At 68.3% G+C, this 14,816-nt stretch carries 9 protein-coding genes; 3 read left to right on the top strand and 6 right to left on the bottom strand.

Going from position 1 to position 14,816, the window contains the following annotated elements; genetic code table 11:
- Positions 1-177: 177 nt before the first annotated feature.
- The 5 genes from AC5RUJ_RS03585 to AC5RUJ_RS03565 form a co-directional block, all read right to left on the bottom strand.
- Complete coding sequence (locus tag AC5RUJ_RS03585) at positions 178-1,149, bottom strand: AAA family ATPase (RefSeq protein ID WP_494128965.1); 972 nt, start codon at positions 1,147-1,149, stop codon at positions 178-180.
- A 98-nt stretch (positions 1,150-1,247) separates the two neighbouring features.
- A complete protein-coding gene (locus AC5RUJ_RS03580) occupies positions 1,248-7,391 on the bottom strand; it encodes an Ig-like domain-containing protein (RefSeq protein WP_494128964.1) in 6,144 nt (2,047 codons plus the stop codon).
- A gap of 296 nt (positions 7,392-7,687) precedes the next feature.
- Positions 7,688-8,770, bottom strand: a complete 1,083-nt coding sequence (locus tag AC5RUJ_RS03575; protein ID WP_494002542.1) for an adenylate/guanylate cyclase domain-containing protein — start codon at positions 8,768-8,770, stop codon at positions 7,688-7,690.
- Positions 8,771-9,025: 255 nt separating this feature from the next.
- The gene (locus AC5RUJ_RS03570) at positions 9,026-9,586 is read right to left on the bottom strand and encodes a PH domain-containing protein (RefSeq protein WP_494128963.1); all 561 of its coding nucleotides are present in this window, start codon (positions 9,584-9,586) and stop codon (positions 9,026-9,028) included.
- 36 nt (positions 9,587-9,622) lie between these two features.
- Complete coding sequence (locus tag AC5RUJ_RS03565; RefSeq protein ID WP_494101741.1) at positions 9,623-10,510, bottom strand: biotin--[acetyl-CoA-carboxylase] ligase; 888 nt, start codon at positions 10,508-10,510, stop codon at positions 9,623-9,625.
- 236 nt (positions 10,511-10,746) lie between these two features.
- Here AC5RUJ_RS03565 and AC5RUJ_RS03560 point away from each other — a divergent pair, with 236 nt between their 5' ends.
- Together AC5RUJ_RS03560 and AC5RUJ_RS03555 are read left to right on the top strand one after the other, a co-directional pair.
- Positions 10,747-12,342 (top strand): acyl-CoA carboxylase subunit beta, encoded by a 1,596-nt coding sequence (locus AC5RUJ_RS03560; protein WP_494002528.1) that lies wholly within the window; start codon positions 10,747-10,749, stop codon positions 12,340-12,342.
- A 14-nt stretch (positions 12,343-12,356) separates the two neighbouring features.
- Positions 12,357-12,611 carry an acyl-CoA carboxylase epsilon subunit gene (locus AC5RUJ_RS03555; RefSeq protein ID WP_494050229.1) on the top strand — a complete coding sequence of 85 codons (255 nt, stop codon included), beginning with the start codon at positions 12,357-12,359 and terminating at the stop codon, positions 12,609-12,611.
- Positions 12,612-12,735: 124 nt separating this feature from the next.
- Here AC5RUJ_RS03555 and AC5RUJ_RS03550 read toward each other — a convergent pair whose 3' ends face one another.
- Complete coding sequence (locus AC5RUJ_RS03550) at positions 12,736-13,986, bottom strand: serpin family protein (RefSeq protein WP_494128967.1); 1,251 nt, start codon at positions 13,984-13,986, stop codon at positions 12,736-12,738.
- A gap of 197 nt (positions 13,987-14,183) precedes the next feature.
- Here AC5RUJ_RS03550 and AC5RUJ_RS03545 point away from each other — a divergent pair.
- Positions 14,184-14,816, top strand: a 633-nt coding sequence (locus AC5RUJ_RS03545; RefSeq protein WP_494155606.1) for a DUF885 family protein, incomplete at its 3' end; no start/stop codon positions are given.

The following is a 14,816-nucleotide window of genomic DNA, read 5'->3' as shown; positions in this document are numbered from 1 at the left end:
CTGCGAACCGGCCCGGGCCGCCAGCGAGGCCGGATGCAGCGTGCTGCCTTCGTCCGGAGCCACCCGCCGGATGGTTTCGCCGAGGCCGGCGAACCGCTTCGTCTGCTCCGTGGCCCGCTTCGTCGTCGTCTCGGTCATGCCGCCGCTTCCGGCCGGAAATCTTCCGTCGGCACGGCCCTAGACCGTCACCCGCTGCTGGGGCGCCGGCACGCCGGCCAGCACGCGCGACATCACGGCCTCCGGGGTGGCGCCGGCAAACTCCGCCTCGGGGTCCATCACGAACCGGTGGTTCCAGACCACCGGAGCCAATTCCTTGATGTCATCCGGCAGTACGAAGTTCCGGCCCTGGGAGGCGGCCCAGACCTTGGCCGCCCGGACCATGGCCAGGGCGCCGCGGACGCTCACGCCGAGGCGCGACTCGGCCGCGGTGCGGGTTTCCTCGCACAGGGCGGAGACGTATTCCAGTACCGACAGGTCCACGTGGGTGGTGGCCGCGAGGTCAGCCATGTCTCGCACGGCCTGCGGGGTGATGATCGGCGTCAGGGCCGCCGACCGGTCCCGGGTGCCGGCTCCGGCCAGCAGTTCCACCGTGGACGCGCGGTCCGGGTAGCCGATCGACGTCTTGATCAGGAAGCGGTCCAGCTGGGCTTCCGGGAGGCGGTACGTGCCGGCCTGCTCGATCGGGTTCTGCGTGGCGATCACCATGAAGGGTCGCCCGGCGTCATAGGTCACGCCGTCCACCGTCACCCGGCCTTCTTCCATGACTTCCAGCAGCGCCGACTGCGTCTTCGGCGAGGCGCGGTTGATCTCGTCCGCCAGCACCACGGTGGCGAAGATCGGGCCCTTGTGGAACTCGAACTTCTGCGTCTTCTGGTCGTAGATGGTGATGCCGGTGACGTCCGAGGGCAGCAGGTCCGGCGTGAACTGGATGCGCGAGTTCGAGCCCTGCACGGTGGCGGCCAGCGACCGGGCCAGCATCGTCTTGCCGGTTCCCGGGGCGTCCTCCAGCAGCACGTGCCCCTCGGCCAGCATGGCGGTGAGCACCAAGCGCACCACTTGGTTTTTACCAAGCACGGCCTGGCCGACGTTGGCGGCCAGCTTCCCGAACGTCTCGGCGAACCACTCGGCCTGCTCGGAAGTCATCGTCATGCTGTTCCCGGTCTCTCTTCGTGTTGCTTCGGTGTCAAAACTTCTAGTTGCTTAAGGAGCGTGCGGTCATGGGGTCGGCCGCCCCTCCCGCTGGCGGCCTAACATCTGCCCATCCCTGCCGGGGCCGAGTTGGCAAGATGCCCGTTAGTCCCCGCCTCACGGATGTGCAGGCCCTTGACGACCATGTTGTGGTTCTGCGGTTGGCCGCCGCCGATCTGCTTGTACCACTTTCCGCTGCTCCACTGCACGTAGCACTGGACAACGATCTCACTGCCCCAAATGGCCCAGTGGTTGCCTGCGCAAGACCCGTTGTTGAAGTTGTCGCTGCTGCCGTCGGCATTTTCCATGCAGGTCCGGTGTCCATCATCGAGATCCGTATTGCCTCCGCCAACGGTCACCGTCCACTGCGTCTTCGGCGGCGGCGGCGGCGGTGGAGCGTCGCCGGAGCTGGCCGCGGTCGACGCTATCGCACCGGCCGTGCCCCGGGAATTGATCGACTGCGCTTCGAACGTCACGCGCTTGTTGTACGCGCGGGTGTTGACGGTCTTGCTTCCCGAGTTGGCCACATTCTGCCAGGCGCCCCCGTCGATCCGGATCCGGATTTGGGTGACGTCATGGCTGTTCGCCGCCGGTGCGCTCCAGCTGAACGTGACGTCCTGCTGTTCCCTGGCGCCGTTCTGTCCGGAAACGCTCGGCGTGCCCGGAGCCCCATACGGCGTCGCGTTGTTGGACTCGGCGCTCGGCGCACTGGAGTAGCTCGCGCCGTCGCTGTTGGCCACGGAGGTGATGCGCACGTTGACGGCCTTGCCGTTGGTGAAGCCTCCCACCTTCTGGCCGTTTGCGATGGCCATGGTCCGGCCGTCGCTGAAGGTCGCGCGGTAGCTGACTTCGCCGGCCTGGGCGCCGTTGCGCTGCGCGGCGGTCAGTTCGTTGAAGGACACCGTTACCGCGCGTCCGGCCCCGCCGGTCTCCGCTTCGCTCAGCGAGGCTCCGGTCGGGGCAGCAGGTGCGCCGACCGCCCGCCGCGCATTGGACTGCGGGCTGGCCTCGCCCGACCCGGCCTTGTTCCGGGCCGTGACGGTGTAGGTGTAGGCGGTCTCCGAGTTCGGTGCGGTCACGGTCTGCGACGTCGCGCTCACCGCCGGGAAGGTCCGGGTCAGGCCTCCGCCCTGGTATTCGCGCACGGTGTAGTCGAGAATTTCGCCGCCGTTGTTGGCCGGCGCGGCCCAGCTCACCTTCAGCTGGCTCTGGTCACCCACGGATTTCACCCGTTCGGTGGCAGGAGCGGTGGGAGCGGCGGGCGGACCGGCCGGCACCTCTGCGGCGGAGTAGGCGCTGAAGTCGCTCGGTTCCGGGGCGCGGTTGTGCGCCTGCACCCGGACCTCGTAGGCCTGGCCGTTCTCCAGTCCCTCCCACCTGTAGCTGGTGCCGGTCAGGCCGTTCTTCTGCAGCTGGCCGCTCGGCGGCGCCGGCGAAATCTCCAGGGTGTAGCTTTCGATCGCCGAGCCTTCGTTGGCCGGGGCGGTCCAGCTCACGTCCAGTGACTTGTCGCCGAACTTCAGCTGCGGAGCGGCCGGGGTCGCCGGCCGGACATCCGGCCGCGCCACCGCCGACTCCGCGGACGGGTCGGACGTGCCAATGCTGTTCTCCGCCGTCACCGTGAAGGTGTATTCGACGTCGTTCTGCAGGCCGGTCAGGGTGCAGGTGGTGGTCGCGCACTGCTGGCTGAAGCCCCCGCCGACCGCGTTCACCGTGTAGCCGGTGATCGGCGCGCCGTTGTCGCTGGGCGCCGTCCAGGACAGCACCACGCTCTGGTTGCGGACCGAGTCAACCAGCGGCGTGCCGGGCGTCTCCGGTCGGCCCTTGACCACGAGCGAGACGTTCGCCGTCGCCTGCCGGCTTCCCTCGCGGGTCTTGTCCTCGACCGTGTATTCGACGGTCATGGTGCCGGAGAAGTCGGCGCCGGGCGTCACGATGATCCGCTCCCCGTCGATCTCCGCGGTGCCCCCGTTGCCGGCCACGGCGCTGACGATCGTCAGCGGGGTTTCCGGGAACGGGTTCACGTCGTTGGCGAGCACGTCTACCGGCAGCGCTTCGCCCTGGACGGCGTCGGGCACCTGGTCGTCGTTGGCGACCGGCAGCGGGCGGGTGGAGGCGGTCGCCCGCACACCCACCCGGCTGGTCACCTTGTCGGAGCGCCCGTCGGTCACGGAGAAGTTGACCACGCCGGTGGCTCCGGTCTGGAGCGCGGCATCCGCCGCCACCCGCAGAACGCTGCCCTCCAGGCTGACGTCGAATCCTTCCGGCGTCCCGCCTTCGACGGCGAACTGCAGCTTCTCCAGGTCCTCGGGGTTCGGGTCGCTGGCCAGCGGGCGCAGGTCGTAGCTGACGGCGTCTTCGCCCTTGGCGACCTCGAGCGTGCCGGTGGTCAGCTCCGGCGGGAAGTTCCGGTCGGCGGCCGGAATCACTTTGGTCATGATGGTCAGCGTGGACTTGAGCCCCTCGGGGTCGTCGGGGCCCGATCCGTCGGTCACCTCGAACGTGATGGAGCCGGGGCCGGCGTAGTCGAGGTCCGCCTTGTAGCTGAGCGTGCTCGCGTCGGCCATCCATTGGTTGTCGCTGGTGCCGATCGCGCGGATGCTTTCGGCCACCGTGATCCGCGGGGTGCGGCCGGGCCGGACTTCCACCAGTTCGGTCAGGTCCAGCTGCAGTTCGTCGCCGGCCGTCACGTCCAGCGGGGTGTTGTCGCGCAGCACCGGATACTGCTCGCCCAGCGGCGGAACCCAGATGACCGCGGTGGCCTGCAGCCCGTCTCCGTCCCGGACGGTGTAGGGAATCAGCTGGACCGCGTCGGTCAGCTCCACGTTGACCTGGCCGTCGGCGACCGCCCGGGCGGTCGGGTAGTCACCATCGACCAGGACGTCCAGTTCCTTGGCCACGCCGTCCGGGTCCTCGTCGTTCTCCAGCACCGGCACGTCGACGGCGGTGCGCCCCTTGATGTCGGCCGATTCCACCCGATCATCGCGGGCCAGCGGCGCCTGCAGCGGGGCGTCCTCGCTCACTTGGACCGTCACGGTCCCGACGGCGGAGCCGCCGCGGCCGTCGCCCACCGTGTACCGGGCGTTGACCGTGCCTTCCTGGGCCGGGGTTGTCAGATAGACGCGGCCGTCTTCGGCCTTGGCCGCGATCGACTCGGGCGTGCCGACGATTTTGTCGGGGGCCAACTGGAGCGGGTCACCGTCCGGGTCCGAATCGTTTGTGAGCACGTCGACGGCCACCGTCCGGCCCGGCCGGATCTCGATCCCGTCGTCCAGCGCCACCGGGTTCTGATTGCTCTCCGGCGCGGGGGCGATGCCCACCAGGACCGTGGCCGTGTTGACGGCGCCCAGCCTGTCCTTGACCTGGTAGGTGAAGGTGTCGGTTCCCGCGCCCTGCGCCGATGCCGTGTAGTCGATGTAGTTGGGCCCGGCGACGGCCGCGCCCTGGGTGGGAGCCTTGCCGATGCCCGTCAGGTACACCGAGTCGCCGTCGGGATCGATGCCGTTCAGCGGGATGGGAATCCGGACCGTCGACCCCGCGATGGCGCGGGCCTCCTGGTTCTTGGGGGCGGGCTGGGAGTTGGACTCGTCGTCGCGCGGGAGGATATTGATCCTCAGCTGGGCCGAATCTCTCTGTCCTGTAGAGTCAGTCACCTCGTAGACCGCGTAGACCGTTTTGGCCTGCTGCCCGGCGATGAAGCGCACGGTATTCTCGGCAGTGAAGATGCGGCCATCGGCAGGGTCCGGGGTCTCGGCGAGCTCTTCCACCAGCTCCAGCGTGTCGCCGTTCGGATCGGTGTCGTTGGCCAGCACCTCCACGGTCACGACGTCGCCGGCCCGCACGGTTGCGGTGTCGGCCTCGGCCTGCGGCGGCAGCGGCTTGTCCTGGCCGGCCACGGAGATCACGCTGACCTCGCCCGTGGCCGAGGCGAAGCCGTTCGACACGGTGTACCGGATGGTGGTCTGCTCGTGCAGCCCCTTCACGTCGGAGAGGCGCAAAATGTTGTGGTCCAGCACCTCGACGGCGACAGGCGCCCCGTCCGCGTCCACCGAGGTCACAACCAGGACGCCGCCGGCGGGGTCGGTGTCATTGGCCAGCACATCCACCAGCACCTGCCCGTTCTCCGGCAGCAGCGCAACGTCGCGCACGGCCACCGGCGCGCCGCCGCCGTCGTCCTCGGTGGCATCGATGCGGATCAGGCCGGTGGTGCTGGTGGGCCCGTTGGTGACGAGGTAGGTGAAGTAGTGGGCGCCAGCGGCATCGGCCGTGAACTTGACCGTCCCGGCGTCGTAGTCGGGCACGATCGAGGTGTTCGCCGCGGAACCGGTCTTGGCCAGCCGGAGTTCCCCGCCGTTGGGGTCCTGGTCGTTTTTCAGCGGCGCGATCTGGATTTCCTGGCCCACGGTCGCGGAAAAGTGGTCGGCGTTGGCCAAGGGCGGCAGCGCGCCGGGCGGGCGGACGTCGAACACCACCACGTCCTCGGTGGTTTCGGAACCATCGGACACCCGCACCGTGACGTCCTTCTTGCCGAACGTCTTCCCGACGTCCTGGAAGGTCAGCAGCCCATCCGGCCGGGTCCGCACCAGGTCTCCGTCGGCGGTGTTGTCGGCGTCGACCAGGAACAGGTCGTCCCCGTCCGGGTCGATCCAGTCGCTGAGGATGTTCTGGCTGATCTCCCGGCCCTGTTCCACCAGGATTGTGGTCTTCCGCTTCGCTTCCGGCGGCAGGTTGCTGCCCTCGGCGCGCACGTCAATCGCTACCCGCGCCGTGTCCGTGCCGCCCCGGCCGTCGTCCACCTCGTAATTGAAGGTGTGCCGGCCGGGCCCCGCGTCGCCGTTAACCACGATCTGCAGTCCGGTGCTGTCGTAGATGCCCTGCACCTCGCCGACGACCGGGCCGTCGCCGATCACGCGGGCGGTGAGCACATCGCCGTCGGGGTCGGAGTCATTGTCCAGGATGGTCAGCGTGGTGGTGCGGCCGGCACGCACGCCGAAGGCGTCGTCCTGGGCGACCGGCGGCTGGTTTTCCTCGGTGCGGTCGGGCAGGGTGTTGACCGGGTTCTCGTCCGCCGAGTCCTCTTCGTCCTCTTCGTTCTCCTGCTCCGGCGGGATCAGGTCGCTCCAGTTGTCCACCAGCTGCATGTTTTCGAGCACCAGCCAGACGTTGCCGGCGTTCACGTCGTTGAGGACCACGATGTCCCGGTTCACCCGGAAGACCAGCGACGCGTTCGCACCGATTCCCAGGATCGGCTGCGCTAGATCATCGGCGTCGTCGCTGCAGTCCCGCAGGTAGTGGTTGACGCCGGCCCAGGCCGCGTGCAGGCATCCGGCGAGCTGGACCGGTGCGGCCGGTGTTCCGGTGCCTTCCAGCGGCACGATGGCTGCGTCGGATCCGTTCAGCGGCTGCTTGATCAGGGCCGACTCGGTTGCCACCGCCACGAACGGGCTCTCGTCGCCGCTGAGCTGAAGCGCGCCGCCGCGGGCGTCCGGCACGGTGACCTCGCGGCCGCCGGGGAGAACCAGCAGGCCCGAGTCGGTATCGAAGACCACCGCTTCTTCCCCCACGGCGGCTATCTGCAGATCCCCGGCTGTGGCCAGCGACTCCACCCGGTGCCCGCCGGTGCGTTCGGGCACGCCTTCGTCGTTGACTTCGAAGCGGGCTACCTCGCCGGCAGCCGGATCGGCAACGAAGATGGTGTCCTGCCTCGAGACCGTGGCCACGCTGCCCTTGGCGTCGGTGAGCAGCGGCTCGGCCGTTTCCTCATTGAACGACCCCAACTCGTCGGCCGGGCTGATCCAGACTTGGCCCTTGGCCGTGTCGGTGATGGACAGCAGCGTGTTGCCGAAAGCCACGTCGGCGGTGCCGGGCAACTGCTGTTCGGACCCGCGCTCCATCTGCGCCACGTCCACCGGGCTGAGCATCGACTGGTCCTGGTTTTCCATGAACACCGTGCCGGCGTTCTGCAGGACATCAAAGCCGTCACTGTTGGCCCTGAAGCCGCCGTCGAGCACCTGGGACTGATAGTTGAGGTGGCCTACCATCCCCTGGCTGTTGTTGGTGACCCACACCCCGCCGTCATTCAAATCCACGTCGGCGGTGGGGAACCCTTGGTAGTAGATGGCCCCGCCGACCACCAGCGCCGTCGCCACAGAGAAGGTTGTCGTCGATGCGAGCGTCTTGCGCCGCCGCGTCCGCCCGAACATTCTTCCCCGCAATGCCCTGATTCCTTTGTGATCCCGCGCCGATTCCCCGTCGGCGCCCCGGGAAATTCCGGAAGAACACGCCGATAAGGCACCCAAAGACGGCCCTTGGTGCGACAAGGGCCCTTATCGACTATTGCACGTATAACCACTGAGCGTAAACCCGAAGGCATGGGGAGGACTCCCCTGCCGGCCATTCGCCCGGGAACGACGACGGCGATGCCCTGCCCGGGCGTCGGGGGCGGTGCCGTGCCCGGGCGTCGAGGGCCTCGTTGCGGTACCGTCCGGTGAGCCTGGACCTAGTCGACAACCAGCCCTTGGCCGGTGCCGTGGGCAACGGTGACCGGGTTGACCTCGCCGAATCCACGGACGGTGCGCACCTTCTGCGGGATCAACACGAATCTCTCATCCCCGGCGAGCGTGGACGCGGTGGACGCATCGACCAGAACGGTGCCGGGCTCCGCGAGCGTGGTCAGGCGGGCGGCGAGATTGACCGTGGGGCCGTAGATGTCGCCGAGCCGGGAAAGGACCCTGCCCCACACCATGGCCACCCGCGCCGAGGGCAGCAGGTCGTCGTCGCCTATGGCCTTCGCCAGGGCCAGCGAAATTTCGGCCCCGGCCTGCGGGGAGGGCGCGATGTAGAGGACTTCGTCGCCGATCGTCTTCACCAGGCGCCCGCCGCCCACGGAGATGATCTCGGCACAGCGGTTTTCGAAGCGCTGGACCAGCTGGGCCAGGGTCTTCTCGTTCATCTGGCGGGACAGGCTCGTGTAGGACACCAGGTCCGCGAAACCCACCGCCCGCAGCAGGGGCAGCGAATCGGCGTCGCCACCTGCCCCGGCTCCGGCTCGGAGGGCGGCCTCGGACCGGACGGTCAGGCGGGCAACCCCGGCGTTGAGCTGTCGCCGATAGGAGTAGAGCAACAGCTTTTCCAGGGAATCGATCAGGTTCGGCAGCTCATGGACCAGCCGCTGGCGGGCCTGGGCATCAGTGAGCCCCCGCTGGTGCACCATCTCCTCCACCAACGCCTCCACCTGCCAGACCACCATGCGGTCCGTCATCTGGCCGACCGACCGGGTGATCGAAATCGCCGCTTCTTCGGTCAGCCGCTCCTCGCGGACCAGGTCGATGATGGTGGTCAAGGCCTCCAGGTCGGCCTGGGTGAAGGCGAGGTCTTCGTCCCCGAGGTTGGCGAACCCCAGGGCACGCCAGATTTTGCGGGCCGACAGCAGCGACACTCCTGCCCCGGCAGCCACTTCACGGCGCTTCATGGTCCGTTCGGAACCCAACAGCCGGATCTCGAGATCCTTGATGGCCTGCCGGTCCACCTTTCCGTTGGACTCGGCGACCGGCGCGGGGGTGGGCAGCGGCACCCGGGGCATGGACAAGGTCAGCGGCTCGGGCTCCCCCGTCGGGTGGCCGCCGGGGGCCTGGTGCCCTTCCGGTGCCGGCTCGGGCTCCAGCACAGGTTCGGGGTCCTCCGGGCGGGTTTCCTCCAGCCCTTCGTCCGGTTCGTCCGCGGGCGGCGGCGGCACTTCGCGGCGCAGCAGATGGGGCAGCTCGGGATCACGCGGAACCGGTGGCCGGCGCGGTTCATCCTGCCCGCTGCTGATGTCCATCCTGTGCTTTCCTCCCTGTCAGCTGTCCCAGCTGTTCCACTCTGTTTCCGTTTCCATGTCTACACCATCAAACATGGTGGTGCGTGGCAGCTCCTCAATGGCCTCCACCACCAACGATCTGAACCGGTGGACCTCCGGTACGTCAACCGCCGTGCTGGTCCGTCCGTGCCCCAGGTCGATCGTGAGATTGCCGCTGCGCAGGGTGCGCTGGATGATGGACTGCTCGCTGCGGACTTCGGCGATGGCCACCAGCAGCAGCTGGCGTTCATGCCGCCGCCCGACGCCCTCGCGGATGATGAGCCGCCGGCTGGTCAGCACATAGCGCGTGCTCATCCAGCGCAGCAGCGGCAGGAGGAACAGTCGCGACAGCAGCGCCGCCACCATCACGGCCAGTCCGGCGAGCAGCAAGGGGCGCGACTCGACCACCCAGTCCGGCGGGCCGGGACGGCTCAGGTTGCCCAGCAGGTAGGAGCCGACTCCCAGCACCAGCAGCGCTGCCGCCACCGGCCAGGAAAGCTTCCGTGCCTGCGGCCGGGTCACCACGATCACGCGCTCCCCCGGATCCAGTTTCAGCCGCAACGCGGCTCCCGGGTCCGGCAGGGCGTCCGGCGCAACTCAGGGACCTTCGTGCGGCCGGAGGTGCACCACGTCGCCGGCCGCCACGACGTGCTCTGTGCCTTCCGCGTCGCGGATTTTCACGGCACCGTAAGCGTCCAGGCCGAAGGCCTCGCCGATGATGTGTTTCCCGTCCGGAAGCTCGGCGCGCACCTGCTGTCCCAGGGTGACCATCACGTCCCGCATCCGGCCGATCAGGCTGGATCCGTCGTCCCATTCGGCCGCCGGGTCGCCGCTGACATCACAGAACTGCCGGTAGCGCTGCGAGAAGACCCGCAGATAGGACATCAGCAGGATGTTCCGGTCGGTCGTCCGGCCCTTTTCCAGCGCGACGCTGGTGGCGGTGGGAACCGGCAGTTCATCCCTGGAGAGGGTCACGTTGAGGCCGGTGCCGAGGACGACGGCGGGGGGCGAGCCGTCGGGGTAGCTCACGATTTGGGCCAGGATGCCGGCGATCTTGCGGCCGGAGACCAGGACGTCGTTGGGCCATTTGACCTCGGCCTTCAGCTGCGCGTACTCGCCGAGCGCCTCCGCCAGCGAGGCGGCGGCCAGCAGTGAGAACCAGGCGTAGCTTTGGGTCGGCACGGGCCGGCCGGCGTGATTGAAGGGGCGCAGCAGGATGCTCACGATCACCGACGAGCGGGCCGGAGCGCTCCATTGCCGGTCGAGCCGGCCGCGGCCTGCGGTTTGCATCTCGGCGGCCAGGACGCTCAGGTCCGACCATCCCACCTTGTCCGCGACCGCCTTGGCCGCCAGGTCGCTGTTGGTGGAGCCGGTGGATTCCACCAGTTCGAGCCTCCGGTACGGGCCCAGGGGTGCGCAGAGAGCGTCGCTGAGGCCGTCGAAATCCAGGGCCGGTCGGTCAACGTCGGAAAAACTCGGGCTCATGTGTCCCATCCTACTGACCGCCGACCGCACGGGAGCTGCCGGCAGGCCGCGATCCGCGGGGTTCCCCAGGCAAAAGCACTTGCGGCGAAATTGTAGGGTTCCTACACGTGGCCTGACGCCCATGCTCACTAGACTTGGTTCAGCGGCGCGCCTGCGCCCTGCTGTTTTGTGCGAAACCTACTTAAGCAGCCTGCAGAGCGCCGCATCCGACACCCTCGGCAGAATCCGGAGAATTCATGAGCCTCGATCAAGACCTTGATCTGCAGACCACTGCAGGCAAGATTGCGGACTTCCGCCGCCGCCAGGCGCAGTCCCTGCAGCCTTCCGGCGCCGAGGCGATCGAGAAGCAACATGCCCGCGGCAAGAACACCGCGCGGGAACGGATCGAAATGCTGGTGGACGAAGGATCCTTCGTCGAGTTCGATGCCTTTGCCACGCACCGGTCGACCGCCTTCGGCATGGAGAAAAAGAAGCCGCTCGGCGACGGCGTCGTCTCCGGTTACGGAACCGTCGATGGGCGGCTGGTGGCGCTGTACAGCCAGGACTTCTCCGTCTACGGCGGCTCGCTCTCCCAGGTCAACGGCGAGAAGATCGTGAAGGTGCAGGAATTCGCCCTGCGCAACGGATGCCCCGTCATCGGCATTAACGACGGCGGCGGCGCCCGGATCCAGGAGGGCGTGGCGTCGCTGGCGATGTTCGCTGACATCTTCCGCAACAACGTTGCCGCCTCCGGCGTGGTGCCGCAGATCTCGCTGATCATGGGCCCGTGCGCCGGTGGGGCCGCCTACTCCCCCGCCCTGACGGACTTCGTGGTGATGGTGGACAAGACCAGCCACATGTTCATCACCGGACCGGACGTCATCAAGACGGTCACCGGCGAAGAAGTGGACATGGAAACGCTGGGCGGGGCGCGCCAGCACAACGCCACGACGGGCACCGCCACGTACCTGGCCGCCGATGAATCCGACGCCGTCGAATTCGTCCGTGAGCTGCTCGAGTTCCTCCCCTCGAACAACCTGGCCGAGGCTCCGCCGCTGGACTTCGAGGAGGAACTCGACCTCACCGCTGACGACCTGACCCTGGACGAACTGATTCCGGATTCGGCCAACCAGCCGTACGACATGCGGACGGTGATCGAGCACGTCGTCGACGACGGCAACTTCCTGGAAATGCAGTCGCTGTATGCGCCGAACGTGATCATCGGCTACGGCCGCGTCGAGGGGCACACCGTCGGCGTCGTGGCCAATCAGCCCATGCAGTTCGCAGGCACGCTGGACATCAACGCCTCCGAAAAGGCCGCCCGCTTTGTCCGTCACTGCGACGCCTTCAACATTCCCATCCTCACGCTGGTGGACGTGCCCGGCTTCCTGCCTGGCAAGGACCAAGAGTTCAACGGCATCATCCGCCGCGGGGCCAAACTGCTCTATGCCTACGCCGAGGCCACGGTGCCGAAGCTTACGGTCATCACCCGCAAGGCCTACGGGGGTGCCTACATTGTGATGGGCTCCAAGAAGCTCGGTGCCGACCTGAACCTCGCCTGGCCCACCGCCCAGATCGGCGTGATGGGCGCCCAGGGCGCGGTCAACATCCTCTACCGCCGCGACCTGGCCGCAGTGGCTGCCGAAGGCGGCGACGTCGAGGCCCGCCGGCAGGAGATCATTTCGCAGTACGAGGAAGAGCTGCTCAACCCGTACCAGGCTGCCGAACTCGGTTATGTCGACGCCGTGATCGCACCGTCCGACACCCGCCTTCAAGTGGTGCGCGGCCTGCGGGCGCTGCGCGACAAGCGGGCGACGATGCCGCACAAGAAACACGGGAACATTCCGCTATGAGCCGGTGGTCAGACATGAATACAACACAGTCTTCGGGCACCGCCGCGGTGCCGCAGGCCGATGACGCCATGGGGCCCCATCCGCTGCTGACCGTGGCCAAGGGCAATCCCAATGCCGAGGAACTAGCCGCGCTGACCGCCGTTGTCGCCGCCCTGCAGTCATCCGGGGTATCCAGCTCGCCGCAGAGCAAGCCCCGGCGAAACCGCCGGCCGCTGCTGCGCCCGTTCGTCTCGCACGGCCCCGGCGCTTGGCGGCACACCTTCCGGTAGCCGGCTCCCCAGAGGGCACGCCCTGCGGTAATGCCGCCGCGGCCGGGGGGTCACGGACTCCCGGCCGGCTTGGTACTGCTGCCGCTTCACTGCGGGGACGGGCGCGGTACGGGTCTCCGGGCGCTCAGCGCGGGTCCAGGACCGTGCCGAGGAAAAGCGGAAAACCTGTGGGCAGGTGGATGATCTGGTAGAGGAAGGGCCGATCGAACGAAAGCTCGATCTCGGGCTGCGGCGGCAACGAACCGGACAGCACATCCAGTTCGGTCACGGCGGCGGCGATGGTTCCCTTTTCGCCGACGGTGATGTTGGCCTGCTGGGCCGCGCCGGTCACCGAGGCGTCCGGCTGGATGGTCTCCAAATCTGGATCCGGGCCGAAGGTTTCGGCGAGTCCGAGCCCGCGCAGGATCGGCAACAGGTCCTGCCGGTGGGTGTGGTTCCAGCGGGGCAGCTCGAGAACGACCATGGCCTCGTCGGCCCCATCCATCACCGTCGCCACCTCCACCAGTCCGGCCTGGTCCATGACCGGCGTGCCGCCGTCCGGCAGGATGAGCCGCATGACGAACCCGTCGGCATAGGGAAGGTCCAGGCCTTGCCAGCCGTTCCCGCGGGCGTACCAGGCCTGCACCAGATTGCCCATCATGGGTACCTCGACCGGCTCGCCGGAAGCCGTGGTGAAAGCGCCGTCCTCCGTGACCGACGGGTCGAACGGTTGGTCCCAGGCGGCCGCGAAGTAGACGGCGTTGAGCAAGGTCAGCGTGTTCCCCGGGTCGAAGGTGCCGGGCGCCTCGGTGATGCGGCCGCCGGTGTGGTGGTCCACCCATGCATCCATGGCCTGTTTGGTCGCTGGATCGGAATAGTCCACCGGGTAGACGCCGGAGCCGTAATGCCGGGCCAGGGTGTGCAGGTAGTCTTCGCCGGTGGGCGTCCCTTCGTCAACGAACACGCCGTTGGCCAGGTGCAGCAGCGGCCGGGCCGGTGGCTCCTCCTCGTCGACCGAGTTGGGATCGCCGTCGAAACCTTCCCACTCCGCCGACAGCCCGTTCATGGCGGCTTCGAGATGCGCGTCCGGCAGCCCCACCACGGCATCCATCTCGCGGGCCGTGGTGCTGCCGGCGCCCGCGCGGAGCATGGCGACGGCGTAGAGCAGGCTCACCGGACTGGTGACCTGGTTCTTCTCCGGCGCCGCCGCGAGCATGGCTGCTCCCAGCTTGTAGGCCGAACGCCGCAGCGCTTCGACCTCGGCCGGAAAGTCCCCCGCTGCCACGTCCGCCCGGGCCACTCCGTCCGCTGCCAGCAGTTCCGGAGGCGCCGCGCAGGCGCCGAGCATCATGGCGGGCGCCACCCCCAGTGCCGCCAGCGCCGCCGTCGTCCTCATGCGCACTTTGCCCTCCTCACCGTTGACCCCCCAACCTATGGGGCGGCAGGACCTCAGGGCCAGAGGCGACACACTACAATTCCGTGACGATTGCCGCCGGGCCGGCCGCCCGATGCCGGACGGCGGACAGGCGCGCTGGCGTGGCCGGGTCTGCGGGTTGCCGGTAGGCTCTCCCTGTGACTGAGCAGACATCTGAACTGACCAAGAGCCCGGAAACCTGGCGCATCCCGTCCGCCATCGATGCCGTCGCAGACGCCTACACGGCGGAGCTGCTGGAGTTGGACCCTTCGCTGGCAACCTCCCTGGGCATCCCCGGCCATGAAACCGAGTACCCGGACTACTCCCCTGCCGGCGCCGAGGCCTTCGCCGAGGCCACCCGGGAGGCACTCCGGCGGCTGGAGGACCTGGAACCGACCGACGACGTGGACCGCGTCACCCTTGATGCGATGCACGAGCGGCTGGGCCTTGAGCTCGAAATCCACGAGACCGGCTGGGACCTGGCGGACCTGAACAACATCGCCTCGCCGGCGCAGGACATCCGCGCCATCTTCGACTTGATGCCCACCAACACCATCGAGGACTGGAACAACATCGCCGGCCGCATGGCGCACGTTCCGGACGCGATTGCCGGCTACGTGACGTCGCTGCGCGAGGCCAAGGACCGCGGGCTGGTCGCCGCCCAACGGCAGGTGCGGATCGTGATCGAGCAGACCCGTGCGTACGCGGCCGAGGACGGCTTCTTTCGCACGTTGGCGGGGCAGGCTGCCCCGGAAGAGGGCGAGCTGTCCCAGGACCTGCGCGACCGGCTGGCCGAAGCCGCCGGTGCCGCG

The sequence above is a fragment of the Arthrobacter sp. Y3223164 genome (assembly GCF_059091005.1).
The sequence above is the reverse complement of the archived record's forward strand: the minus strand, read 5'-3'. Positions and strand labels throughout refer to the sequence as shown.